Genomic DNA, 25442 nt, shown 5'->3' with positions numbered 1-25442 from the left:
TGGTCAACTTTTTTATGAGCAATGTACCACTAGGTGGTCAATTATTAGATTAGCATTCACAATTGGGATTTTCGGGAATCTTATATGCTACATAATCTGACTCGTTTACGTAAATCACTATTGTCAATAAGTCTTTAAACCAACGTACTAATCGTTCCTCCCCAAATGGACAATCTTCATAAAAATACCCATATTTATGCCCATCAAAATCAATTTCAATTATCCCTTCTATATCTCGATAATCTTGATCAAATTCTTGTGCGGATATTTGCTTTAATTGATCAAAATTATCATAAGCCTTGAAATTAATTGCAAACACTATCACTCACCACCTAATCCAATAAATCAGTTAGATCATATTTATGAACACCCGTTACAGAATCCAATTTACCCTGCCTGATGTCAATATCGATTTAATTTTCCCCAAAACTATCGGTTGAAAATCCCCCATTTTTGTCGCTACTGGTTGTTTACTTCAGCAGGCTCTGGTCGGAAGAAACCTGCTTTTTTCTTTTCCTTAATGCGATAACTCTCCCCTTTGATATTGATCGTACTGGAATGGTGAAGAAGTCGGTCCAGAATCGCAGTGGCCAAAATGGTATCTCCGAAAATCTCTCCCCAGGCTCCGTACGATTTGTTTGAAGTCAAGATCAATGAACCTTTTTCATATCGTTCGGATACAATCTGAAAAAAGAAGTGAGCAGCGGTTTCGTCCATTTTGCGGTAACCAATCTCATCGATAATCAACAAATCTGGTTTGGTGAACGCGCGCATTTTTTGGGCAATCGTGCGATTGCCATGGGCCGTCTGAAGCGACTGCACCAGATCGTGGGCGGTGATAAAATAAACCGTATAGCGTTGCTTGATTGCTTCCAATCCAAGCGCAACGGCCAAATGAGTTTTACCAACACCGGGTGGGCCCAAGAAGATGAGGTTTTCCTGATGCTCGATAAAACCCAGAGTCGCCAAGTCACGGATACGTCTTTCATCGATGGAGGGTTGGAAAGAGAAATCAAATTCATCTAGTGTTTTTTTGAACGGAAGCCGTGCTAATCGCGTTCTTGTATGCAAAAATCGTTCGTATTTAGCGGCTAATTCCTCCTGTAAAAGCTTGTCCAAAAACTCCAAATACGATATGTTGTGTTTGGATGCTTCTTCGGCGTGATCGTGGAGGATCTCGGGGATGCGTACCCATCCAAAATGTCGGGACGCTTCCAACAGGCGTTCTTGCAAGATCATTGCAGCGTCACCTCTTCTTCCGCCAGTTCTTCATACGCCGTGAGAGAGCGTTCCAACACTTCGGGTGTTGAATTCGCCATATAACGGGGTGTAGGTTGGGGAACCGGTTTGCTCGTAGATGTGCGAATTCCTTCGAAGTGTTTTTTTATGCTTACGGTCTGATGACGCCCCCACTGTTTGGGGTGTTCCGCGATAAGATGGCCATTGCAATAAAATCGCAAGACTCCATTTTTCTCATCTTGAATTTCTACTACTCGACCGATGTGCTCCCATGGAACAGAGTAACGATTGGCTTCAAAAGAAACATAAGCGTCACTCATCACCTTCCGGTAATGCCGGTCCACAACAGCAAAAGGCACGAGGTTCAAAGGTTGGAGGTCTTCCTCTTTCCATCGTTCATTCGGCATTTGATGGGTGGTTCCGTGAAGGCGACAATTTGCAACGGTGTCCAGCCAAAAGCGTACTTGTTGATTGAGATCTTGCAGCCCGGTAAAAGTGCCGATGCGAGGCCAAAAGTTCTTTCTGAGATAACCCACCCCACTCTCCACTTTTCCCTTCGTTCGAGCCCGATAGGGCTTGCAGCTCAGCAGTTTGCACCCATAGTGGCTGGCAAAGCGGGCGAAACGCTCGTTCCAGATCACCCTACCATTGTCATCTCGACCAAAAACAACTGTTTTCATGTTGTCGTACAAACAACTTTGAGGCACACCCCCAAAGTACTGCCAAGCCCGAAGATGACAACCGATGAGTGTTTCCAGTTTTTCGTCCTCGGTAAATTCTACATACATCATGCGTGAATAACCCAGCACCATGACGAAAGCGTAAAGACGCTTTTGTTTTCCGTTGACATTTGCTCGAAAATGTCCCCAATCTACTTGCGCTTGTTGTCCAGGCTTCGTTTCGTAACGCACAGTTGCTTTTGAACGAAAGTGGGGGCGCAGCGGCTTCATGAAGTCTCGTAAGATGGTGTCCTTTCCGGTATAGCCGCGGGCTTTTATTTCTTCGAAGATGATGCGGGCATTTTGACAGCCCTCAGACATTCGAGTACGGATGAAATCCTTGAAGGGATCCAACTTGCTGGGACGTGGTTTGCGAGAAGGATAGCTCTCTGGCGTTTCTTTCAGGAGCCATTTTCGAATCGTTTTTCGATCCCGTCCCATTTCTTCAGCAATTTGGGTAATACTCATACCTTTCAGACGCATTTCTTTGATCACAAAAAACTCCCCATTCTTCACCATATTTACTCTCCTCCCGGAGAGTATGTCGGCTTTTTCTGGGGAATTTTAAACCGCTGATATTGGGGATTTTACAACCGATTTTGACACCTGATAAATACCCTTAGTTCTTCTCCAAACACCTTAACAATATGCAAACCATCCTTTACACCTTCATTTTTAAAATAATTATAAGCTGTCTGTGATGCTTGTATAATTTTTTCTTCAGACCAATCCTTATTAAAAAATGTTCTTTTACTAAGCATTTCATTAATTTGGTCGTTACTCATCTTCTTTTGCCAATACTGAACTTGTTGTTTAACACTACTCACCGAATGCCTATTTAATATATGTGCAATATCATTCTTACTAAGTTGGACTACTTGAGACACCTTCGCCCCGTTTATTGCTGTAATAACAGCCTTACCTGCACTACGAACAATTCTTACTCCCGCGGCACCTGGAATAACATCACCCGAGAGTATTTGGACCTCATCCCGATACATTTCGGGAACAGCCTCTAATCCATATCTTTTGTAGATATCTAGTAAAGCAGCTCTTTTCCTTTCGTCCAAGAGCATATCCCCGGGTCTGTTAATAGATGAACCGCCAATCTCAGCCGCATGACCTGTCGGATCCACGTACCTCAACGGATTATTATGCACATACGTATACCTATTGAGATTCAACGGATTATCCACTTGCCCTTTATACGTATCCTCCGAGATAAACCGCCCGATGCTCGGATCATAATACCTTGCCCGCAGGTAGTACAGCCCAGCCTTCTCATCGTACATCTCCCCGCTGCATAAAAACGGGTTGGCCATTCCCTCCACACGAGAAGTAACATTTCCAAGGAATCATATTCATATTGGTTGAGTAGATTCCATGCACTATCCGTTATCGCCACAACATCACCGTGATTGTTCAAGCTGTAGTATTCTTGCTGGTTGCTTCCAGAATCTTTTCGGAACAATAACTCATTGCCCCAGATATTCAAAGCCTTGACATGGTTTGAGCCATCAAGGTCTTCGCTTGATTGACCGTCATGTACACATGATCACATCGTAACCTTCACAGGAGGGAGCTATCGCCTTCGGCATGCTCTTTCCCACCGTAAAATTAGGATATTAGCCTGGCAAGGCCATGCATAAAATGTTTGCCGAACTGTACACTTTTTGTTTTCCAAATAAATTCCCCTCCAATTTTGTCAACCTTGTGCGTTTCGACGCTATAGCTGCTTGGTTTTTCGAATACTTTCCTGTACCCTATTTACCATGAATACCACTTCCGCTCTGCTTCAATGAGTTTCAGTTCCTTCTGCTTCAATATACCTTGGTTAAAAAATGATCGTTTCTCTAAATCCTTCTGCCTCACGTTGTAATTTACGGTTTCGACGGAGGATTTCCAGTCTTGGAAGCGTCTAATTTTTCATCTCCCAACAAATTGATGTATGTAGCTCGCTCTAAGTAGTTGGCTGATCTCTATTGCGGTCTGCGAATCCGTACTCCCCGAAGCTATTAATTCCATAGCATGATTTCTCAAAGCCTTCGCCTGCTCCCAATAATCATGAGCTTCATTTATTAGTGCTCCATACTCTGCTTGTGCTTCTACGATTAGACCCCGTGTTTCCTTTACTTCCCGTACCTTCTTTGCCATTTGTCTTCTTCCTCCTTTGATTTTGGACATGAAAAAGGCTTATTCCTCCTCATGGTTCAAGTTGGATTAAACACGAGGTTTATAATGAGGTAAGGAATAGATTTGGTAAAGAAGGTATAGGCGTATTTGTTAAGGCTATGCAAAAAGGTATCGTTGGACCTGACGGCATGAATGGGATAAAAAGGCTATCGGGTAATGGAGTAAAATTTGGCAGTAAAACATATCAATATGAAATTAAGGTTATGGATAAGAGATACGGAGATTGGAGGATTTATGGAAACTACGACAAAAAATCTGGTCATTACGTTTTTGATTACTTTGATAAAGGTAAACATTAAAAAGGTGGTGACATAATGGATATTAAAGGACTTAAGGAGTGGGTTCTGACAAATAAATTAGATGAGAGGACTATAAAGGGCTTCTGGAATGCATTTAATAATTATAAAGAAGGACATTTAGACGCGTTTCAGGAGGATTTTGAAGACTATGACAGTATGCATATAACACTTTTTGTAGACACAGTTTCTCTTACCATTACGAATTGGCCTGACGAAGATTATAATCATGTTGTTATTTCTATTCGGTTTCAGTATAAGGGTAAAGCAGCGGGTATGTATAGAATGGTCTTTAATTTAACAGGAGAGGTAGAGGACGACTACTTAACTATTTACTAAGTTCATCGGTTTACCACTCCAAACGGGTAATCAACTACCCATTGGGTGTTCTTTTTGCCCGGTTTCATGAGGAAGAAAATATGTAACCGGGTTTACATCCAAGCAACAGGGGCGTACAATACAACCAATAAACCAAACACTAAGCAACTTGACAAACACTTTATAAATCTTTCACATAAAAGCCAAATCCTGTTGGGTCATTTTCAATCTGGTAGTTAACCGAAGCCCAGGCAAGTTGATTTACAAATTCTTCGGGAAGTGCGTAATCTCCACTCTGCATAATATCAGATTCTGCGTATCCATCCGCTCTCATTCTGTCACGAAGTGCTTCCGCCTGACTAGCCCAATATGATCTCTCAGCATCAGTTGAAGCTTTTTGATATTGCCATTTCATTTCGTTTATTGTCCAGTTAGCTGTCACTTCCGTGCTCCAATAACCTGTCGGATCCACAAACCGCAACGGATTGTTATGAGTATACGTATAGCGATTCAAGCTTAACGGATTATCCACTTGCCCCTTATACGTATCCTCCGAAATAAACCGCCCTACGACCGGGTCGTAATACCGCGCACGCAAGTAATACAGCCCAACTGATTTGTCGTACATCTCCCCGCTGTACAAAAACGGGTTGCTCATCCCCTCCACTTGCAGGGTCGGGTTGCCCCAGGAATCGTACTCGTACCGGTTTAGCGCATTTCCGGCACTATCCGTAACGGAGACGACATCGCCGTGGCTGTTGAAGCTGTAGTAGCCCTGCTTGTTTGTGGCAGCATCTTTGCGGAACAACAAGTGGTTGCCCCAGACGTTTTGTGCCTTAACCCTGTTGGAGGCATCCAGCTCCTCGATGACGACGCCATTGTAGTATACATACTTGGTCTCCTGCCCGTTTTCCTTCTTGCTGGCACGCAGACCGTCTGCAAAATACAAATAGTCTAGCTGATTGCCGACCGTTTGATTCTGTACTTTGCGCAGCCGGTTTCGCTCGTCAAAGGTGTAGGCGAGATTGCCTGCATCTTGCGGCAGGATTCCTTCGTAGCTGTTGCGGTTGCCGCGATTGTCATATGTGTACCTCTTGCTTTCGGTTGGGTGCTGCTCAGCGCGCAGACGGTCGATTTTGTCGTACGTATACGTAGCTGTCACGCCATTTTTCGTGCTGGAGATGAGGTTGCCCAGATCGTATCGGTTCGTCTCGTTCCAGACTGCACTTCCGCCTTTGCGATGTTCGACGCGGATAGCCTGGCCGAACGAATTGGTCCGCTTTTCATGTGCCAGACCGTTGGGGTAGGTTACGGTGAGCGTTTCCCCGGTTTGATCGGTTCTGTAGTTCATTGCTATGCTGCCGGTCAGGGGGCTGGTCACTGTCTTCAGCCGTCCAGCCTGGTCATAGCTGTACGATACTTTCGTGCCGTCCGGATAGACCAGTTCATCGATCTGACCGTCACGATCCTTGTGAACAAACTGGTACGTCCGTCCAAATACTTGCTGGCTGGCCAGGCGGTGGAACGGATCGTACGCAAAACGCTGTTCCTGCCTGCTGCTCGTGCCAGGGCCGTTGCTGTTTGTCTGCCTGCTGACCAACGACGTATTGGCTACGTACTCCCATGTCTCCGTATTCACGACGCTGCCCGAAACATTTTTGGAAACGATCGAAGCCAGGTCGTAAAACGGCGTGTACGTGTATTCGTGGCGATTGCCCGCTTTATCTGTGTACTGCTGCAGGTTGCCGTTCACATCGTAGGTGAAGGTTTCCTTTTCGCCCGAAGGCAGGTACTCTTCTTGCAGCTTCCAGGAAAGGGCATTGTAGCGGTAGCGTGTCGTCAGTGTGTTGTTTTCCCGGACGTGAACGAGATTGCCCAGTGAATCGTATTCGTACCGGTATACATTCAATTCCGGATCCATGACGTACAGCAGTTGACCGCGGAGATCGTACTGGTACTCCCATCTGCGCGTCTGCCCGGAACTGGACGTTTCCCGCTTTTCCAGCGGATAGCCAAAACCATCGTAGCGGAATGTGGTGGTCGTTTCCTGGCTTCCGTCACCTGTCTTGGCAATCGTCTTGACCTGGTTGCCGTAACGGTCTGCAAAAGCGTACTGCTCAAGACCGTTTGGCTGCAAGGCGACAGTGGCTTGTTCCGGCAAATAGCTCGTCCCATCTTTGCTGACATTCGCGCGTCCGAAGTAGGTGGTGCCGATCGGGTCGGTTTGCGCATACAGCGTACCGTTTGCATTGTAGACATATGTTGTCTTGCGCTCAGGCAAAGCGAACGGATAGGAAGCCTGCAGATACATTCCGTCGCTCATATATTGGTTGAACACCAGCGCTCTCTCTATTCCGTTCGTCCCGATTTGCGCCTGGTATTCCGTATCGCCAAATGGCGTGTATACGGTCACCAATTGCGAACCGTCCGGCAGCCTTTTGGTTACCTTGCGCTTCGCATCGTCATAGCTGTAGGCAACCTCGCGCACATCACCGTTTTTGCCGACAAAGCGGTCCTGAATCAGTCGTCCCAGCACATCGTAGGCATACTCGGCATGGCTGCCGTCCGGATAGCCTTGGCGGAGCAATTGGCCGAGCCTGTCGTACTGATACGTGACTGTTACAGGCGTCTCAGTTTGCCCGTAAGCCAGTCGTGCTGACAAAGTGAGGCTCGTCGGGTACAAGCCGTATGGGTCATAGGAGTTGATCGTATGCACGCTCGTCTTTTGCTCCGCGCCGTACGTCTCCTCCAGGATACTGGAAAGCAGCTTGTCTTTATACGTATAGGTGCGAACAACCTTGTCCGTTGCCGTTCTTCCCGGGTACGTGTCGACAATCGTTTCCGAACTTAGCAGGTAGTCGGAATTGTACGTATAGGTAGCGGTACGGCTATGTGCCGAATCATTGTACGCTTGCGCCGTTTCGTTGGTGAGCAGACGCAGGTCCGGGGCAACTTGGTTGTTGTATACATAGTAGACCCACGATTTTTGATTTCCTTGCGTGTCCTGCTCCAGCGTGACATCGCCGTAATTGTTGTACGTCCGGTACACGTAATTGGCGTATTTCCGGATGTCGCTATCGGCTGGTTTTTGCTCCGTAACATGCAGCAGATAGTCGTACACCTGCCGATTGACAGCAGTGCCCTGCGGATCGGCAAACGTGTACACATACGCAGGTTTCGTATGGTTGCCAGTGTATTTGTAGCTGGTGTACGTAGTCGGCACATAGATGTACTGCTTGTTGCCGTCGTGAATCGTCGTTGCCGCCTCTTCTCCGGTCTGCTTGACCAGGCTCAGCACATGAATTTTGCTGGGGTTCAGCTTGTACGATACTTCCTCTTCGTAGCCGGGGCGCCCATTGGGCAATGTTTTGGAAACGACGGTATCGCCATTGCGTCCTTCAACATTGGCCAGACGAGGAATTTCCGACTGGGACGACTTCCAGATTTCCGGACTCAGCATGACGTAGTCGGTCGAGTACGATGTCTCTGCCAGAGACGTGCCAAGTGGATTCGGGCTCATCGGCAGATAGGAATAGGTTACCGAGGTAACCGGATGATACGACACATAGGTGATCGCATAGTCATCCTGGTACAGCCGAACCACTCCCCGCTCCAGCATGTTCGCAGTACGATTGTACGTGCTGTACCGGTAGTTCACCTTCAATCCGTGGACCGGGTACTCTGCCTGATTGAGCAGCAGATAGCGCATTTCGTCCCGCTTTTGGTTGTCTCGGTTGATGTAGGTTTGCGACTCGATTCCGTTGATATCGACGATGCCGTCAATCTTGGGCAGCTCGTAATCGGCCTCGTAGTTGAATTCGGCGCGCCCCTTTACCGATGGATCGTGGTACTGGTAGCGAGCGACGACCTTCGATTCGTTATCGGGAGAAATTTCAGTAACACTCTCCAGTTGGATGTACCGATTCGAACTGCTCGATCCGAATGTATAAGCGGTTAATTCGTACTGAATTCGCTTCAGCAACTGTTGCTTCGTTTTGTCCGCGTACACCTCCACATCGGAAATGCTTCCGTAAGGACCGTTCTTTTTCAAAAGAATCAGGCGACCGACAGAATCGGTAATTTCGATGTCTCGCGAATTGCTGGCCGGAATGTAATAAGTAATGCGGTCACCTTGAGGGTTGGTTTTGGTGATCGTCGTCGACTGAAAAGGATCGTATTGGTACGAATAGGTGATCCCGTCCTTGGTCAGCGTCGCACTGTGCTGGTAGCCTTGAAAACGAATCCCGTCATAGACGTAGTTCCTCCATCCGTCTGCATTCGTATACGTACTGCCGTCGTCCAGCGAAATAAAGAACTTTCTCCAGTTGTCGAAGCGCTCACCTGTGCGCGAGTATCTCTCTGATCCGGTGCCATTCTCGTATCTGGTCGTAATGTCATAGGTGGTATATGAAAAACTGGGCAGGTTGAACGTCCAGCCCGCGGCAAAAACCACGTCACCATGTGGAGACACATCGCTGTACGCTCTATTGCTCCCATCGCCGTATCCGGGGTACAGTACCTGGCTGTTCATCGAATTGTATCTTCGTTCCAGAACAAAATCCAGGCCGTGTTTTCCCTCCAGGACAAGGTCAACTTCTGTGAGATTAGCCGTCTTGTACAGGTTGTCTACAGGGTCCAGCGCATGTTTCGCTTCGTAATTCCACTTCTGGTCTTTTTGCGTATATTGTACATCGTCAGGCAGCGCGGTCAGCTCCGCAGCCTTTGTTCTCAAGTTCTGCTTTGATTCTGCGGTGGCATCCCTGTAAATGGCTGCGATAGCTGGCGTATAGCGGCTCAAAGCGGCAAACTGATCGTCCGTCAGCTCACCGGTCTTTTTCAGCACTTCGCGATCGCTCCACCCATACATCTCTTTGACTTCTGCATCAGACAAGAATCGCTCGAGGTTGCTGTAAAAATAAGCCGCGATCTGCAATGTGTTCCTGTCAGCCGAGCCGTACAGGTTCTGCACATCTTCGACAGGCAATTGATCCCACTCGAGCTGTGCGATTTCTTCTTGCGTAAACTGCGGCACTTGTTTTTTCTCAAATGTCTCTGCTGTCTGCCTTTTCAACTCATCTGCGATCCACTCGACAGTCGATTTCTGCTTTTCACCCTCGGACGAGGAGAAAGATGGCTGCGTCTGCTCCAGCGCAAAGGCGAATTGCGGCATTACACTGCCAAAAAAGACGACAACCAGCAACAATATGCGAATACTCTTCTGTATCATGGCGTACCTCCATTCGAATTGTTTAGCGTTTCACTTTGCTTTTCACATTTCCGTTTTTGTCGTAAGTAAATTCATAAATGACTGTACTGCCTTGCTTGATCCGCACCAGCCGGTTCAGATTGTCGTATTCGTAGGTGTACGTGCCCGTCACCGGTACGGGATCGCGAAACCGAAAAGCAAACGTCCCCGATGTCTTCGTCGTCCCGACCCCATTGATCGCCGCCGGCAAAATGCGTACAGTCGCGTTGGTCACGTCGTTTTGGCTGGCATGATTGACCGCTTTTCCGAGAAACGAGATTGCGATTTGCGTGTTGCTCTTTCTGGTTACGGAAATGGTCAAACCGGGCGGCAAGTTAGTGACGGATACATTGCCAGACAAGCTGTTCGTAAACGTGGACCCGGACAGCGTGACAATCTGCTGTGCCGAAAACGACCCGTCATTTGCTTCCGCCTCCATGAGTGTGCTGCTTCCCAGTGACAGGGAAACTGCAAGCTCGCTCGTCGTGACGGTCAGGGTGTTGCTGGATGCTGTATTGCCGGCGGCATCCTTAGCCCGCACCATAAACCGGTAGCTCGTATACGGAGTCAGACCGGATATGACCATCGTGCGGTTGGTGGTCGTCGCATGGTAGGCTCCGTTTACGTAGACATCGTATCCGGTGACGCCGACATTGTCCGTGGAAGCCGTCCACGAGAGGGTTACAGATTGAGCGGTCTTGGAAGTAGACGATAGAACCGGAGCGGTCGGGGGCTGGGTATCCGCCGGCTGCGGATCTGTCTTTACCGTATGCCAAGCGCTGACCGTGGAGTTGCCCGCTGCATCAAAAGCCGTAACCCGAAACAGGTAGTATTGATTGGGCAGCAGATCGCGGATGGTGTGTGTACTCTCTGTGGTATAGTGGTCGTAAAAATACCGGTCATTCACCGATCCCCTGATCTGGTAGTTCACGACCCCGACATTGTCGGTAGCCGGGTACGACAGAGTAATAGAGTTATGCGTCTTGGATACAGTAGTAATCACCGGAGCAGACGGAGGACGCGTGTCTGGCCCGGGTGTCTGTACCGACAACACGTTGCTCTTCGAGGTGTTACCGGCCCTGTCCACTGCCATGACATAAAAGGTGTAGGGTGTTCCTGAATTCAAAAGGTGAAACGTGTAGGTAGTCGTGCTCGTGGACAGGCCGCCCCCTTCCTGCTGTCCATTTTTAAACACGCGGTATTCTTTCAGTCCGACATTGTCCCGCGAAGCCGTCCATTTGATCGCCACGCTTTTTTCAGTAATGCTTGTCGTCGAAGCCACAGGTGCTGTCGGCGGCTGCGTGTCGCTGGAAGAGATCACGGTAAACGGTTGACTGTTTGAGTTTTTACTCCCATCATCGTGAAAGCCGACGATCATGGCGTAGTAGGTTCCCGGCGATAGATCAAACGTGTTGAAGCTATACGACGATCGAAATCCGACATCTCGCTTGAAGACATCCGATTTTCGGGAACTGGTTCCAATCCATACCTCGTAGGTGTAATAGGAAGCAGACGTGGTCCAGTTCAGCGTCAGATTATTGCCTTTTTCTACTTGCGTCGGGGTAATCGTAAGAACCGGGCTTGCGGCCATCGGTGAGATGATCGGGTTGCCGCTCTCGGCCTCCCTCGCTGCCTCTCCCTGATTGTTCACGTTCTCCACAGCACTGACAGCATTTGCTTGCTGAATTGAAAAGCCGCTGAGAAACGTACAAATCAGGAGCAGAAGCGCAATCCAGCCTTTTTTGCTCATTGTCAATCACTCCTTTTAACGATAGAATCATTGCCCTGAATCCGCGTTCTGGGCAAACAAAAACAAGCCACCCGCTAATCGAATGGCTTGTTTTGGTCTATCCCTATTATAGCAACGGCATTGTATGATTTTGGAAAATATCCGGAAGTGTCCATGTTTGTCCGTTTGTGTAAACCTTATGTCAGGTTACGCAAACAAGAGATACTTTATACGGGAACTGGAAATTAGTCACGTATTACTACCGCTGGCAAATCCGACAACGTAGATTCAATTAGCATTTTAGAGGAACTGGGAATAAAGAAGTTGAGCTAGGTAACCTAAAACTCGAGTAAACTTTACCGTGTGTCTTTGCTGGTTCCCGAATGAGTTAATAGAAATTCTCGAGGAAAAGGGTTTTTCCCTTCTGAGATGGTAGAAGCTGCTGATTAGCCAATGATGGTAAACCATAAAACGAAAATAGCCGGCCGGTTGGAACTATTCGACCGGCTTTTTTGTTTGTAAACCGGAATCCCCGTTCGTTGACCAGTTTTGTATATCATGGCACAGGAACTTTCGGACTCTGCCGATCCAATGCAAGGGATGCGGCAAAACGTCTGACCTCGTTATGAAACCGATCCGGCACCTTCGTCACGATCTGATGCTGTACACCAGGCAGGATGCAGATGCGAGCATTTGGCGCATGCTTTTCGATCAACTGAGCATAAGGATGCATCCGTGTGTCTTCTTGACCATACAAGAGAAGCAAGGGCGAGGAGATTTCCGACAGACGCGCTGTGCAATTGGCGGCATGACCTGCCCGATACAGATGCAGCAGTGTCGCTGAATCTGTATTTTCCATATGGGAAATCCACTGTTTCTGGATCACCGGATCATCGACATGAGAAGACGCGATGGATCTGGCAAGAAACCCGACACCATGCAGCGCAGTCAAAGCTTCGGCCATAAGAAATCGCGTATGCAGATACCATTCGTTTACCTCGGAAAATCCGCTCACCACAATCCCGCCGTCAAAAAGCTCAGGTGACTCGAGCAAACATTCCAATGCGAGTGAACCGCCCAGTGAATAGCCACAGACGATTGCTTTTTGATCGGTGGTGCGGGTGAGCAATTCGCATAGCTGCCTCGCAATGGCAGATAGAGAAAAGGGCATATGTATCGGTGAACTGTCGCCGTGGCCCGGCAGATCGGGGATGATCAGTTGAAATTGGTCTGACAAGGACTCTTGGGCGAAAAAATTCACGTGCCCGATAGCGGGTGCATGAATCAACAGTAGCGGCGTACCACTTCCAAACAGCTGAAAAGAGGTAACATGTCCGTCCGCAAGTGTAATCTGGTTCAGTCGAGTCACATCCCTTTGGTCATTTATAGCCTTTCGTATAGGATGAGCTGATTTATGGGATTTTATTTGCCCAAAACGACCTCCTCGAATCCAATGCAAATAAAAAATACGTGTCCGAGCGACTTTGTCACGCAACGAAAGCGTGGATAGTCACTACGGACACGTATCTTGGTGTCAGAGAAGTTGAAGGTGGGCAAGCCCGCTTTTAAAGCCCAGAAACCCTTGTCGCGCAAGGGTTACCCGATGCTTCCCTCCATCTCGAACTTGATCAGACGGTTCATCTCAACCGCATACTCCATCGGCAGCTCTTTGGTGAATGGCTCGATGAAGCCCATGACGATCATTTCAGTCGCTTCCGCTTCGCTCAGGCCGCGGCTCATCAGGTAGAAGAGCTGGTCTTCGGAGACTTTGGAAACGGTAGCCTCATGCTCCAGCGTGATCTTGTCGTTCAGGATCTCGTTGTACGGAATGGTATCCGACGTGGAGAGCTTGTCGAGGATCAGCGTGTCGCACTTGATGTTGGACTTGGAGCCTTCCGACTTGCGTCCAAACTGGGACAGACCGCGGTAGGTTACTTTTCCGCCGTCGCGGGAGATCGACTTGGAAATGATCGTCGATGTGCAGTCAGGCGCCAGGTGGATCATTTTTGCCCCTGCGTCCTGATGCTGCCCTTTGCCCGCTACTGCGATCGACAGAACGGTACCTTTGGCGCGTGGCCCTTTCATAATGACCGCCGGATATTTCATCGTCAGCTTGGAGCCGATGTTGCCATCGATCCACTCCATGTTTGCATCCGCATATGCAACCGCGCGTTTGGTTACGAGGTTGTATACGTTGTTGGACCAGTTCTGGATCGTGGTGTAGCGGCAGCGCGCGCGTTCCTTGACGATGATTTCCACTACTGCGGAGTGCAGGGAGTCGGTGCTGTAGATCGGCGCCGTGCAGCCCTCTACGTAGTGTACGAAAGCGTCCTCGTCTACGATAATCAGGGTACGCTCGAACTGCCCCATGTTCTCCGAATTGATGCGGAAGTACGCTTGCAGCGGAGTTTCCACTTTTACGCCTTTTGGCACGTAAATGAAGGAACCGCCGGACCATACTGCCGAGTTGAGTGCGGCAAATTTGTTGTCAGCCGGAGGAATAACCGTCGAGAAATACTCTTTCACGATGTCCGGGTAGAGTTTCACAGCGGAATCCATGTCGCAGAAGAGAACGCCGAGTTTTTCCAGGTCTTCCTGCATGTTGTGGTACACAACCTCGGATTCGTACTGTGCGGATACACCGGCGAGGAATTTTTGCTCGGCTTCCGGGATACCCAGCTTGTCAAAGGTGGCCTTGATTTCTTCCGGCACCTCATCCCAGCTGCGTCCTTGCTTTTCGGACGGCTTCACGTAGTAGGTGATGTCGTCGAAATTGAGGCCGTCCAGATCGCCGCCCCATTTTGGCATAGGGATACTGTTGAAAATGTCCAGCGATTTCAAACGGAACTCAAGCATCCATTCCGGTTCTTCCTTGATGCGCGAAATCTCTTCGACGATCTCGCGGGTCAGACCCTTTTTCGTACGGAATACAGATACGTCCTTATCGTGAAAGCCGTATTGGTAATCCTGTATTTCAGGGGCTTTTTTTGCCATCGTCAATCACTCCTTTATGTGATGTTTTCACTTGCTGTATGACTATTCCTATTCAGACTCCCGAATGCCTTGCTCCAGCGCTTTCCACGCCAGCGTAGCACACTTGATCCGGGCCGGGAACTTCGCTACACCAGACAATGCCTCGATGTCTCCCAGATCGACCGAATCATCGATGTCCTTGCCCTGCATCAGATCGGAAAAGAGGTGGGACAATTTGATAGCCTCATCGACGGATTTGCCTTTTACCGCTTCCGTCATCATCGAAGCGGAAGACATGCTGATCGAGCAGCCTTCACCGAGAAAACGGGCGTCGATCACCTTGCCGTCCTCTACCTTCAGGGAAAGCGAGATGCTGTCTCCACAGGTCGGGTTGTTCAAATTGACGACAAGCCCGTCTGCTTCATCCAGCTTGCCGCGATTGCGCGGCTTTTGATAATGGTCCATGATTACGCGACGATACAGATCATCAAGAGAAGACATTGCCAAAGTACTCCTTTGTCTTCTTCAATCCGTCAACAAATACATCTACTTCTTCCTCTGTATTGTACATGTAGAAGCTCGCCCGTGCCGTAGCCGAGACATTAAACCAGCGCATCAACGGTTGGGCGCAGTGATGACCCGCCCGGATGGCGATGCCATAGCTGTCCAGTACAGTCGACAAATCATGCGGATGTACCTGGTCCAGATTGAATGTGATTAAACTGCTGCGGTCCTGCTGCGGGCCGTAAATGGTGATGCCGTCGAGCTCACGCATGCGCTCCATGGCGTATGCCACCAGCTTTTTCTCGTGTCGCTCGATGTTGTCCATTCCGATTTCTTCGAGAAAATCAATCGCCGCCGCCAGACCGATCGCCCCGGCGATAATCGGCGTACCGCCCTCGAATTTCCAGGGAAGCTCTTTCCAGGTGGAATCGTACAACTCCACGAAATCGATCATTTCGCCGCCGAACTCCATCGGCTCGACGCGCTCCAGAACCTCCCGCTTGCCGTACAGTACCCCTACGCCGGTCGGTCCGCCCATTTTATGGCTGGAAAACGCGTAGAAGTCGCAATCCAGGTCCTGCACGTCGATCTTCTTGTGCGGGGCACCCTGGGCACCGTCGACGAACAAGAGAGCGCCGTGCTGATGGGCGATCTGGGCGATTTCCTTGATCGGCGTCGTATCTCCGAGGACGTTGGAAATATGGTGGATGGCGACGATTTTCGTATTGTCCGTAATCGTCTCCTTGACTGCTTCCAGCGTAACCGTGCCGTCCTCTGCCAGCGGAATGAACTTGAACGTGGCACCTGTCACTTTGGCTGCTTGCTGCCACGGGATAAAATTGCTGTGATGCTCTGCCACGGTCGTTACGATCTCGTCACCCGGTTTGAGAAAAGCGCGGGCGTAGCCGTATGCCACCGTGTTGATCGCTGACGTCGTACCGCGTGTGAAGATGACTTCAGCCGCCTCGCGGGCATTGATGAAGGCGCGGACTTTTTCCCGCGCGCCTTCATAGCCGTCTGTTGCCAAGCTGCCCAAGGTGTGTACGCCGCGATGCACATTGGAGTTGTACTTTTTGTAGTAATTGTCCACGGCTTCAATGACTTGAATCGGCTTTTGCGACGTTGCTCCGTTGTCCAGATATACCAACGGATGAGCATTTACCTCTTGGTGGAGGATAGGGAAATACTTCCGAATCTCCTTGGCATCCATCAGCCCAACTTCCTTTCCAGCGCCTGACGAAGTCTGTTCTTCACTTCCTCGATCGGAATCTCCGCGACGACCGGATCAAGGAAGCCCAGGATAATCAGACGTTCGGCTTGCTCTCTGCTGATTCCGCGAGACATCAGGTAGAAGATCGACTCTTCACTGAATCGGCCTACAGAGGCAGCGTGACCCGCTTTTACGTCATCCTCGTCAATCAACAGGATCGGGTTGGCATCGCCGCGTGCCTTGTCACTCAGCATGAGAATGTTTTCGGCTTGCTCGCCGTTTGCCTTTTCAGCGCCCTTTTCGATTTTGGTAATTCCGTTCAGCACGCAGACAGCTTCGCCTGTCATTACGGCCTTGCTCACCATGTTGGACTCGGAGTGCGTACCGATATGCTGTACCTGGGAAGTCAGGTTTTGACGCTGTGCCTGTGTTCCTACCGCAACTGTCTTGGTCTCGGCAGTGGAAGCCGTTCCTTTCAAGATGGACGTGTTGTTGGCAACGGTATTTCCGTCGTTCATCTCACCCAGAATCCACGCTACATGACCATCGCGGTCCACTGTGGCGCGACGGAAGCTGTAGTCGTGTACATCTGCCGACAAGGAGCGGACTGATGCGACTTGCACGTTTGCCCCAGGGCCTACATATACTTCAACGATACTGTTGGCGACCATCTCTTTGCCTTCAGCCGAGACGAAGCTGTCTACATAGGTTACCTTGCTGTTCGCTTCTGCCACGATAATGACATGCGGGCAAAGCAGTGCATTGTCCCCGGCCACTTCGTACACAGCTTGCAGCGGTACGTTCACTTCTACGTTTTTCGGAACATAGAGGAAAACTCCGCCGTTCACGACTGCCGTATGCAGCGCTGTCAGGGAATGTTCGTCGTACGCCACGACGTTCCCCATGTATTTTTGCACCAGATCGCCATGCTCTTGCAGCGCTTTCGCCAAAGGAGCGAAAATGACGCCTTGCTGACGCAGCTCATCGGTAGCAGCGTAAAACTGCGTCGTTGCATTTTTTTGCACGATCAGGTTGGTGACGCTGTCCAGATCGATCTGCGCCTTGACGACCTCGTCCAGCTCCTGTACAGAAGCTGCCAGCGAAGCCGTTTGGAATGGCTCGAACTGCATCGTATTCCATTTGTCTATTTTTGTTTTCTCCAAGACCGGCAACGGAAGCTCTCCCACTGCTTTCAATCCGGCAAGGCGTTTTTCCAAAAACCAAGCCGGTTCCTGGTTCGCCTGGGAGAACCCGGTAATCGCTTCACGGTCAAAGCGGAGTTGTACATCCACACTCATCTCACTGCTGCCTCCTTCTTCTTACACGTTGGCGTTAACGGTTTCGTCCTCGATGCCCAGTTCTTCCTTGATCCAGTCATAGCCTTCTGCTTCGAGGCGCTCAGCCAGTTCAGGGCCGCCGGACTTGACGATGCGTCCTTGCATCATCACGTGTACGAAGTCAGGCTTGATGTAGTTCAGCAAGCGCTGGTAGTGGGTGATGATCAAAAAGCCGCGGTCTGCAGAGCGCATTTCGTTTACGCCATTGGCAACGATTTTCAGCGCGTCGATGTCAAGACCGGAGTCGATCTCATCAAGGATACAGATGCTTGGCTCGATCATCATCATCTGCAGGATTTCGTTGCGCTTTTTCTCCCCGCCGGAGAAGCCTTCGTTCAGGTAACGGTGGGAGAAGGATTCATCCATTTCCAGCGTCGCCATCTTCTTGTCCATTTCACGGATAAATTTCATCAGCGAAATTTCATTGCCTTCGCCGCGGCGCGCGTTGATCGCGGAACGCAGGAAGTCGGAGTTGGTTACCCCGCTGATCTCAGATGGATATTGCATAGCCAAAAACAGCCCTGCGCGAGCACGCTCATCGACCGCCATTTCCAGCAAGTCTTCGTTGTTGAGCAGCACTTCGCCATCGGTCACTTCGTATTTCGGGTGGCCCATCAAGGTCGATGCCAGGGTAGATTTACCTGTACCGTTCGGACCCATGATCGCATGTACTTCGCCGCCTTTGATCTCCAGGCTCAGTCCCTTGAGGATTTCTTTATCCTCGATGCGGGCGCGAAGGTTTTTTATCTGCAAATGCGGTGTTGCTGTCATCTGTTTTCCCTCCATAAACAAGTAAAGTGAGTGGTTGATTCTCATTCCATTCTCAATACCCATCTTATAATAATAATTATTTTAAATCAAGGAATGAAACATATCTGTAATTTTTAAATCATTATATTTAGAAAGTCTATTCAACGTGACAGTCATTCCGCCCACAGGCGTGCGAAAAGAAAACCCCGGCGCAGCATCGCTGCCATCCGGGGATTTCACCAGAAAAAACGCTGATCAGCCCGCCGAGTAGTCCCGGTTCTTAGGCTCCCATATTTCTGCATTTTCAATTCCAACTTTGCTCGCATCGAAGACGGGGTCGAGTCCTTGCCGCTTCTGCGTTTCGTAATCCTTGAGCACGCGCAGGGCCGGCTTGGTGAGCAGCAAAATGGCGATGATGTTGAGCCACGCCATGCTGCCTACGCCGATGTCGCCGAGCGTCCAGGCCAGACCGGCAGACTTCACGCTGCCGAAGATGACCATTCCCATGATGACGAGCTTCAGAAGAACTTCCAGCCAGACGCGTCGGGTCTTGCTGTTCAAATAGGCGAGATTGGTCTCAGCCATGTAGTAGTAGGCCATGATCGTCGTAAACGCGAAAAACAGCAGGGCAATCGCGACAAACGGCGCTCCGAATCCGGGCAACACCGTTTCGACAGCCTGTTGCGTGTAGATCGGTCCTGCCTCCACATCGCCCATTGTCGTAACGATCGGCGCCATTCCCTCCGGATGGACGTTGTACGCCCCCGTGATCAAAATCATAAAAGCCGTTGCAGAGCAGACCAGCAAAGTGTCCACGTAAACGGAAAACGCTTGCACAATTCCTTGTTTTGCTGGATGAGATACTTCTGCAGCCGCGGCGGCGTGAGGAGCGGTCCCTTGACCTGCTTCGTTCGAGTAAATCCCACGCTTGACACCCCAGGCAATCGCTGCGCCGAGAATTCCGCCAAATGCAGCCTCAGCACCAAATGCACTTCGGAAGATGAGAGAAATCATTGCCGGAACTTCCGTAATATTCAAGAGAACTACCAGCAGCGCTACGAGAATGTAGCCGAGCGCCATAAACGGAACGACGACCTGCGCGACGTTGGCAATGCGCCTGATTCCGCCGAAGATGATAAACCCGAGAACCAGTGCGAGAAAAATTCCGGTAATCCACGGATTCAGACCAAAAGCGTTTTTCATCCCGGCTGCAATACTGTTTGCCTGAACGCCTGGCAGAAGCAGCCCGGTTGCAATCACCGTAACGATCGCAAACAAGACAGCGTACCATTTCGCCTTCAAGCCTTTTTCGATGTAATAGGCTGGTCCACCGCGAAATTGGCCGTTTAGCTTTGTCTTGTACAGTTGACCGAGAGTCGCTTCGACAAATCCGGATGCCGAGCCCAAAAACGCAACGACCCACATCCAGAAAATCGCGCCCGGACCTCCGTAGGCAATCGCTGCCGCAACCCCCGCGATGTTCCCTGTCCCTACTCGTCCTGACAACGCAATCGACAACGCCTGAAAAGAAGATACACCCGCATCAGAACCTTTTCCCTGAAAGGTCAGCCGAATCATGTCTTTGAGGTAGCGGATTTGCAGAAAGCGTGTCGCAATCGAGTAAAATAGTCCGGTTCCCAGACACAGATAAATAAGTGCATTACTCCAAACCAAATCATTCAACCACTTTACGAATTGCTCCATCGTATTCCTCCTTTACCTGATATACATCTACTATACTTCATAATATTTATTTGCAACATAGATTCGTCAAAATTTACCAAACTTTTTTTCTTCTCGCTGACTTGAAGTCTACTAATAGTGCAGGATACAAAAAAAACGGCCAGACGTATCGTCCAGCCGTTTCTTGATCGGATCATTATTGTACGGGCGCTTTTGGACCCGCTTTTGCGATCTCTGCAGCTTCCGGGAATTTTTTCTGGAAGTTTTCGATAAAGCGGCCAGCCAGATCAGCGGCTTGCTTGTCGTACGCTTCCTTGTCCTGCCACGTGTTGCGCGGTTGCAGCACTTCCGCCGGGACGTTCGGGCAGGTAGTCGGTACTTGCAGACCGAAGACGGGATCGGTCACGTACTCGACCTTTTCCAGCTCTCCGCTCAGCGCTGCCGTCACCATCGCACGCGTGTACGCCAGCTTCATCCGGCTGCCAACGCCTGCAGGTCCACCTGTCCAGCCGGTGTTTACCAGATAGACAGGCACCTCGCGCTGATCGATTTTTTGCCCCAGCATCTCGGCGTATACGACCGGATGCAGCGGCAGGAAAGGCGAACCGAAGCAAGTCGAAAACTCTGTCTGCGGCGCTGTTACGCCACGTTCCGTACCTGCCATTTTGCTGGTGTAGCCAGACAGGAAGTGGTACATCGCCTGTTCCTTGCTCAGTTTGGAGATCGGCGGCAGCACGCCAAACGAGTCTGCGGTCAGGAAAATGATCGCGTTTGGCTGCCCCCCTACCCCAGGGATCACCGCCCCCTTGATAGCATCGACAGGGTATGCGGCACGAGTGTTTTCCGTATATTTGTCACTGTCGTAATCGGCAATGCCGGTTGCTTCGTCCACTACCACGTTTTCCAGAACGGTACCGAAACGGATGGCGTTCCAGATTTGCGGCTCGCCTTCTTCGGACAGCTTGATGCACTTCGCGTAGCAGCCGCCTTCGATGTTGAACACGCCGTTGTCCGACCAGCCATGCTCGTCGTCACCGATCAAAAAGCGCTCAGGATCAGCGGACAGCGTCGTTTTGCCGGTACCCGACAGTCCGAAGAACAACGCCACGTCGCCTTCTTTGCCGACGTTGGCGGAGCAGTGCATAGGCAGAACATTTTGTTCCGGCAACAGGTAGTTCATCACGCTGAAGATCGATTTTTTCATCTCGCCCGCGTACTCGGTTCCGCCGATCAAGACCATTTTTTGCTCAAAGCTGAGTACGATGAACGTCTCCGAGTTGGTTCCGTGCACAGCCGGATTGGCTTTGAAAGTCGGAGCGTATACGACTGTAAACTCGGCCTGATGCTGCTCCAGCTCCGCCGCAGACGGACGGATAAACAACTGGCGGGCAAACAGGTTGTGCCACGCGTATTCGTTTACCACGCGGATGGGCAGACGGTACGTCTCATCAGCGCCGGCAAAGCCGTCAAAGACAAACAATTCCTTGTCTTGCAGATAGTTCAGTACATCCTGTTGCAGAAGCTGGAATTTTTCCGACGGGATAGGCTGGTTAACAGGACCCCAGTTGATTTTATCGCGTACGGAAGCTTCGTCCACCACAAATTTGTCCTTTGGCGAACGGCCTGTGAACTTCCCTGTTAGCGCGTTGAGCGCCCCCTTGTCGGTCAAAACCCCTTCGCCACGCTTCACTGCCATTTCCACGAGTTGTGGAACAGGGAGGTTGCGGTACACCTTTGTTGCTCCCAAAATGTCAGCAAGCTTTTGAACCGTGTTGATTTCCATGTGTGAACGATCTCCTTCCCATATATATAACCGAAAGCACAAGCTTTATCAGCTCTTGGATTTTGTAATTAGTATATCACATTTAGATAATTAAGCTACATAATTTTGCGGCATCGTATGAATAATGTGTGAATAAACTGCGAACTTCCTTTCTTCTTGCTATAGAAAAGAAAAAGCCCGCATCCAAACGCGGGCTTTTCAGTCAGGCGTTTTGCTTCTCTAGTTGTTCAAATGTCCGGACGACCACGCGTGCCATAATCTCGACACCTTTGATCAGGTCGTCTCTGTTGAATTTCATGTGTGGATGATGCAACCCCGGCTGCAGGTCACACCCCAATGCGAGCATCGTCGCCTTGATCGATGGCCGTTCGACCGGATAGTAGTGGAAGTCCTCGGCGCCTGGCGTGACGGGTGCCGGCTTCAGATGCTGCTCGCCCAACACGTCGACAATCGCCTGCTCCATCAGTTTCTTTGCCTCTTCATCGACGACCGCAGCTACCATTCGCGAGCCGTACTCCAGCTTGATTTCCGCCTGATGGGAGAGGGCGACTCCTTCGATCAAGCGGTTCACCCGTTTGATTAGCTCGTCCATCGCTTCGTTGGTCTGCGCGCGCAGGTCGAGGGCAAAGCGGGCCTTGTCGGGGATGATGTTGTAGCTTTCTCCGCCTGCCTGCAGCATCGTCATTTTCACTGTCGCGGGAACCATCGGATTGATGTGGATCTGGCCCAGTCCGTGGATGATGGCAGCGGCTGCTTCCAGTACGTTGATACCGAGATGCGGACGTGCCCCATGCGCGGAAAGACCGGTAATCTCACCGCTGATGAACATCGCGCCGCCATTGTAGATCGCTCCGGCGCAGTCGCCGCTTGCCATCTCCTGAATCGGGCGCAGATGAAGGCCGTACAGGTACTCGATGTCGTCTACAACACCTTTTTCGATCAGCTTCAATGCGCCGTTCCCCTTCTCTTCGGCAGGCTGAAAGAGAATTTTCAGCTTGCCGGGCGGCTGATAGCCCGATGCGATCAGCGCTTCTACCGTCTCCAGCACCACGGTCATATGCCCGTCATGTCCGCAGGAATGGTTGGCTCGCCACTCCCCGTCTACTTCCTGCCACAAGGCGTCGATATCTGTCCGCAAGCCGACGACAGGCCGCCCCTCTCCCCATTCGGCGACAAGACCGGTACAGTCGTCAAACGTCGTGACACGCAGTCCGAGGGAACGCATCCGCTCAGCGAGATAACGGGTCGTTTGCACTTCCTTCCAGCTAATTTCCGGATTTGCGTGCAAATGATCAAATGTTTCGACAATTGTTTGTGCCCGTGAAGTGACAACCTCTTTTAAGGTAACTGCCGCTGCCATCATCGTTCCTCCTCGTTGATACCGTATTTTGTCCATTATAGCACACTGTCAGTCCAGCACCAGCAATCACTTGCAGACGAGGCGCAAAATGGCATCCAGCTTCAACTGATCCCGCAACGGCCCGTCAATGCGCAGCTTTTGTTTCGCCGCCGTGTAGACCAGTTCATTGCCGGCAAACAATTGCACCATGGCCTGTTCCTCTCCGCGCAGGACCAGGTCTGCCTGAGTACCGTCGCTCCATTCCCCGAAGCTCGCTTCCCCCTGTGCGAACACAAGCTGCCAGCGCGTCTGCTGCTCGTCCACAACGATGCCGACCCGTCGCTCCCAGCCTCTCGCCATCGATTGTACATGCTTTTTTCCGCGCACCCGTTCCGTTACTTCCGCCAGCAGCATCCCTATTGCGTTCATCCGCTCACCGCTCCTTTCCATTCTGCCTGAGGAGTTCGGGCGAGGGCGAGTCGAATCCTTTGACGACAGGTAGGAAGCTCTGTCGGCTGTTGTCACCGTCGCCTTTTTTTCTCGACAGCAAAAGAAACGAAAAAAGCACCTGCGTACCAGCGCAGATGCTTTCACTCATCAAATTCATCCAATTCGTCTTTGTCCAGACGCACTTCCAGTTGATGGCCGTCCGGTGTCTCAAAATAGAGATTAAAGCTGGTCGGACGGTTAATCGGGCCGCGATAGCAGATATTTTCTGCTTCCAGCTTGTCTACGAGGTAATCCAGCTCTGCACGGCTGGTTACCGAAAACGCGATGTGGTCTACCATTCCCACTCCGCCCTTGCCTGGTTCCCCACCGTACGGGTGAAGTCCAATCCGTGTGTATGTGCCGATTTGAAAGTAGACATGCTCTCCCTCTACGATGTTTTCTTCTGGGATGGGGACTTCCAAAATATCTTTGAAAAAACGAGCTATCTTCACGACATCACTGCAATTAAGGGCGATGTGGTGAACATCTTTCAAATGAAACATTCACACTGCCTCCCACGTCAACTCTGATCAAGCGCTTCTTTCCGCGACCTGCTTGCGACGCTTGTAGTTCTCCAGGCGCTCGCTCAGTCTTCTCAACCGGTGCATCAAGGCTTCGCGCCATTCTTCATCGTGCAAATCCTTGGCGACCACCAACAGATCAAGCGCAACGTCGATCTGCTGTTTCAGCACGTCGGCGAAACTAGCCGCTTCATCAGTCATGGTACAATTCTCGAACAACTCACCTGTATTGTCAACACTCACGAAGTCAGTAAAATCAACTTCCGGTGCTTTATCTCCCTGTGCGTATTCTACAAGAATTTCGTATTCTCCCTCAATAGCGGGGTGAACCTCGATTCTGTCGCATACCGGACAAAACATGATGGGGACATTATGCACCAGTGTTTTCTGATGGCGGACAGACCCTACTGAACCTACCATTCCCGCTCCGCAGCAAAACCCCATTGTGCCTTCCTCCTTTTGACCACACGAACTGCTTTTTGTCTGGTCCAGTTTTTTTCCTTGTACCTGCAATTGTAACGCAACCCAGACTAAAGTCCTACCCGTAAATCATTCCAAATTTGTTGAATTGCGTTTGGAATGGTTTTTCTATTGTACTCGATCAAAAGGTGGATGACCACTATTTTCTGATTAGTTTGAAATTTTTACCTGTGCTCCCATACGCCAAAAAGCTGCCGTCTTCTCGATGGAAAACAGCAGCCTTTTGCGGTTTTACACTTATTCTTTTACCATCTCCGCGTACTTGTCTGCATCGAGAAGTTTGTCCAGTTCGGCAGGGTCGGAAAGCTCCACCGCGATCATCCACGCTTTTTCATACGGCGAAGAATTGACCAGCTCCGGTGCATCTTCCAGTTCTCCGTTTACCTCGATTACTTTACCGCTTACGGGAGCGTACAGTTCCGAAACGGTTTTGACAGACTCCACGCTGCCAAACGCTTCGTTTTGTTGGATCGTCGCGCCGACTTCGGGCAATTCGACGAACACGATGTCACCCAACTCCGATTGAGCAAAAGCGGAGATGCCGATGTATGCCTTGTTTCCTTCCACACGTACCCACTCATGCTCTTCACTGTAACGCAGATTTTTCGGGAATTCCATCGTTCACGTATCCTCC

Annotated in this window: 21 protein-coding genes; 1 reads left to right on the top strand and 20 read right to left on the bottom strand. The window is 50.2% G+C overall.

Going from position 1 to position 25442, the window contains the following annotated elements:
• Positions 1 to 49: 49 nt before the first annotated feature.
• The 5 genes from ACAF76_RS03390 to ACAF76_RS03370 all read right to left on the bottom strand — a co-directional run bounded on the left by ACAF76_RS03390 (position 50) and on the right by ACAF76_RS03370 (position 4142).
• Positions 50 to 319 carry a hypothetical protein gene (locus ACAF76_RS03390; RefSeq protein WP_421617418.1) on the bottom strand — a complete coding sequence of 90 codons (270 nt, stop codon included), beginning with the start codon at positions 317 to 319 and terminating at the stop codon, positions 50 to 52.
• A gap of 140 nt (positions 320 to 459) precedes the next feature.
• Positions 460 to 1239, bottom strand: coding sequence for an IS21-like element helper ATPase IstB (istB, locus tag ACAF76_RS03385; protein WP_421617417.1), 780 nt, complete (start codon positions 1237 to 1239; stop codon positions 460 to 462).
• Positions 1236 to 2477: an IS21 family transposase gene (gene istA, locus ACAF76_RS03380; protein WP_400162873.1), complete on the bottom strand. Its 1242-nt coding sequence runs from the start codon at positions 2475 to 2477 to the stop codon at positions 1236 to 1238. Before istA ends, istB begins: the two co-directional genes overlap by 4 nt.
• A gap of 68 nt (positions 2478 to 2545) precedes the next feature.
• Complete coding sequence (locus tag ACAF76_RS03375; RefSeq protein ID WP_421617416.1) at positions 2546 to 3280, bottom strand: RHS repeat-associated core domain-containing protein; 735 nt, start codon at positions 3278 to 3280, stop codon at positions 2546 to 2548.
• A gap of 604 nt (positions 3281 to 3884) precedes the next feature.
• Entirely contained in the window at positions 3885 to 4142 is a 258-nt protein-coding gene (locus tag ACAF76_RS03370) for a hypothetical protein (protein WP_421617415.1), read from the bottom strand.
• 323 nt (positions 4143 to 4465) lie between these two features.
• On the opposite strand from ACAF76_RS03370, the gene ACAF76_RS03365 reads away from it, so the two are divergent.
• The gene (locus tag ACAF76_RS03365) at positions 4466 to 4786 is read left to right on the top strand and encodes a hypothetical protein (protein ID WP_421617414.1); all 321 of its coding nucleotides are present in this window, start codon (positions 4466 to 4468) and stop codon (positions 4784 to 4786) included.
• A 160-nt stretch (positions 4787 to 4946) separates the two neighbouring features.
• Here ACAF76_RS03365 and ACAF76_RS03360 read toward each other — a convergent pair whose 3' ends face one another.
• From ACAF76_RS03360 to gcvH, 15 genes are all read right to left on the bottom strand, one after another.
• Positions 4947 to 9992 carry an RHS repeat domain-containing protein gene (locus ACAF76_RS03360; RefSeq protein ID WP_421617413.1) on the bottom strand — a complete coding sequence of 1682 codons (5046 nt, stop codon included), beginning with the start codon at positions 9990 to 9992 and terminating at the stop codon, positions 4947 to 4949.
• Between the two features lie 22 nt (positions 9993 to 10014).
• Entirely contained in the window at positions 10015 to 11760 is a 1746-nt protein-coding gene (locus ACAF76_RS03355; RefSeq protein ID WP_421617412.1) for a fibronectin type III domain-containing protein, read from the bottom strand.
• A 535-nt stretch (positions 11761 to 12295) separates the two neighbouring features.
• On the bottom strand, positions 12296 to 13108 hold the full coding sequence (locus tag ACAF76_RS03350) for an alpha/beta fold hydrolase (protein WP_421617887.1): 813 nt from the start codon (positions 13106 to 13108) through the stop codon (positions 12296 to 12298).
• 227 nt (positions 13109 to 13335) lie between these two features.
• Entirely contained in the window at positions 13336 to 14733 is a 1398-nt protein-coding gene (gene sufB, locus ACAF76_RS03345; protein WP_400162639.1) for a Fe-S cluster assembly protein SufB, read from the bottom strand.
• Between the two features lie 48 nt (positions 14734 to 14781).
• Positions 14782 to 15213 carry a Fe-S cluster assembly sulfur transfer protein SufU gene (gene sufU / locus ACAF76_RS03340; RefSeq protein WP_400162638.1) on the bottom strand — a complete coding sequence of 144 codons (432 nt, stop codon included), beginning with the start codon at positions 15211 to 15213 and terminating at the stop codon, positions 14782 to 14784.
• Positions 15200 to 16426 (bottom strand): cysteine desulfurase, encoded by a 1227-nt coding sequence (locus tag ACAF76_RS03335; RefSeq protein WP_400162637.1) that lies wholly within the window; start codon positions 16424 to 16426, stop codon positions 15200 to 15202. The genes sufU and ACAF76_RS03335 overlap by 14 nt, the downstream gene beginning before the upstream one ends.
• The gene (gene sufD / locus ACAF76_RS03330) at positions 16426 to 17724 is read right to left on the bottom strand and encodes a Fe-S cluster assembly protein SufD (RefSeq protein ID WP_400162636.1); all 1299 of its coding nucleotides are present in this window, start codon (positions 17722 to 17724) and stop codon (positions 16426 to 16428) included. Before sufD ends, ACAF76_RS03335 begins: the two co-directional genes overlap by 1 nt.
• A gap of 21 nt (positions 17725 to 17745) precedes the next feature.
• Complete coding sequence (gene sufC / locus ACAF76_RS03325) at positions 17746 to 18534, bottom strand: Fe-S cluster assembly ATPase SufC (RefSeq protein ID WP_400162635.1); 789 nt, start codon at positions 18532 to 18534, stop codon at positions 17746 to 17748.
• A gap of 234 nt (positions 18535 to 18768) precedes the next feature.
• Positions 18769 to 20217 (bottom strand): alanine/glycine:cation symporter family protein, encoded by a 1449-nt coding sequence (locus ACAF76_RS03320; RefSeq protein WP_400162634.1) that lies wholly within the window; start codon positions 20215 to 20217, stop codon positions 18769 to 18771.
• 175 nt (positions 20218 to 20392) lie between these two features.
• Positions 20393 to 21979, bottom strand: coding sequence for a phosphoenolpyruvate carboxykinase (ATP) (gene pckA, locus ACAF76_RS03315; protein WP_400162633.1), 1587 nt, complete (start codon positions 21977 to 21979; stop codon positions 20393 to 20395).
• Between the two features lie 202 nt (positions 21980 to 22181).
• Positions 22182 to 23339, bottom strand: coding sequence for a M20 peptidase aminoacylase family protein (locus tag ACAF76_RS03310; protein WP_400162632.1), 1158 nt, complete (start codon positions 23337 to 23339; stop codon positions 22182 to 22184).
• 66 nt (positions 23340 to 23405) lie between these two features.
• Positions 23406 to 23747 (bottom strand): SCP2 sterol-binding domain-containing protein, encoded by a 342-nt coding sequence (locus ACAF76_RS03305; RefSeq protein ID WP_400162631.1) that lies wholly within the window; start codon positions 23745 to 23747, stop codon positions 23406 to 23408.
• A 161-nt stretch (positions 23748 to 23908) separates the two neighbouring features.
• The gene (locus tag ACAF76_RS03300; protein WP_400162630.1) at positions 23909 to 24310 is read right to left on the bottom strand and encodes a VOC family protein; all 402 of its coding nucleotides are present in this window, start codon (positions 24308 to 24310) and stop codon (positions 23909 to 23911) included.
• A gap of 27 nt (positions 24311 to 24337) precedes the next feature.
• On the bottom strand, positions 24338 to 24772 hold the full coding sequence (locus tag ACAF76_RS03295; protein ID WP_400162660.1) for a hypothetical protein: 435 nt from the start codon (positions 24770 to 24772) through the stop codon (positions 24338 to 24340).
• 273 nt (positions 24773 to 25045) lie between these two features.
• Positions 25046 to 25426 (bottom strand): glycine cleavage system protein GcvH, encoded by a 381-nt coding sequence (gcvH, locus tag ACAF76_RS03290; protein WP_400162629.1) that lies wholly within the window; start codon positions 25424 to 25426, stop codon positions 25046 to 25048.
• Between the last annotated feature and the right edge of the window lie 16 nt (positions 25427 to 25442).

The organism is Brevibacillus sp. TJ4, from assembly GCF_044627595.2.
In the GTDB taxonomy this organism is placed as follows: domain Bacteria; phylum Bacillota; class Bacilli; order Brevibacillales; family Brevibacillaceae; genus Brevibacillus.
This window is presented reverse-complemented; position numbering and strand designations above follow the sequence as displayed.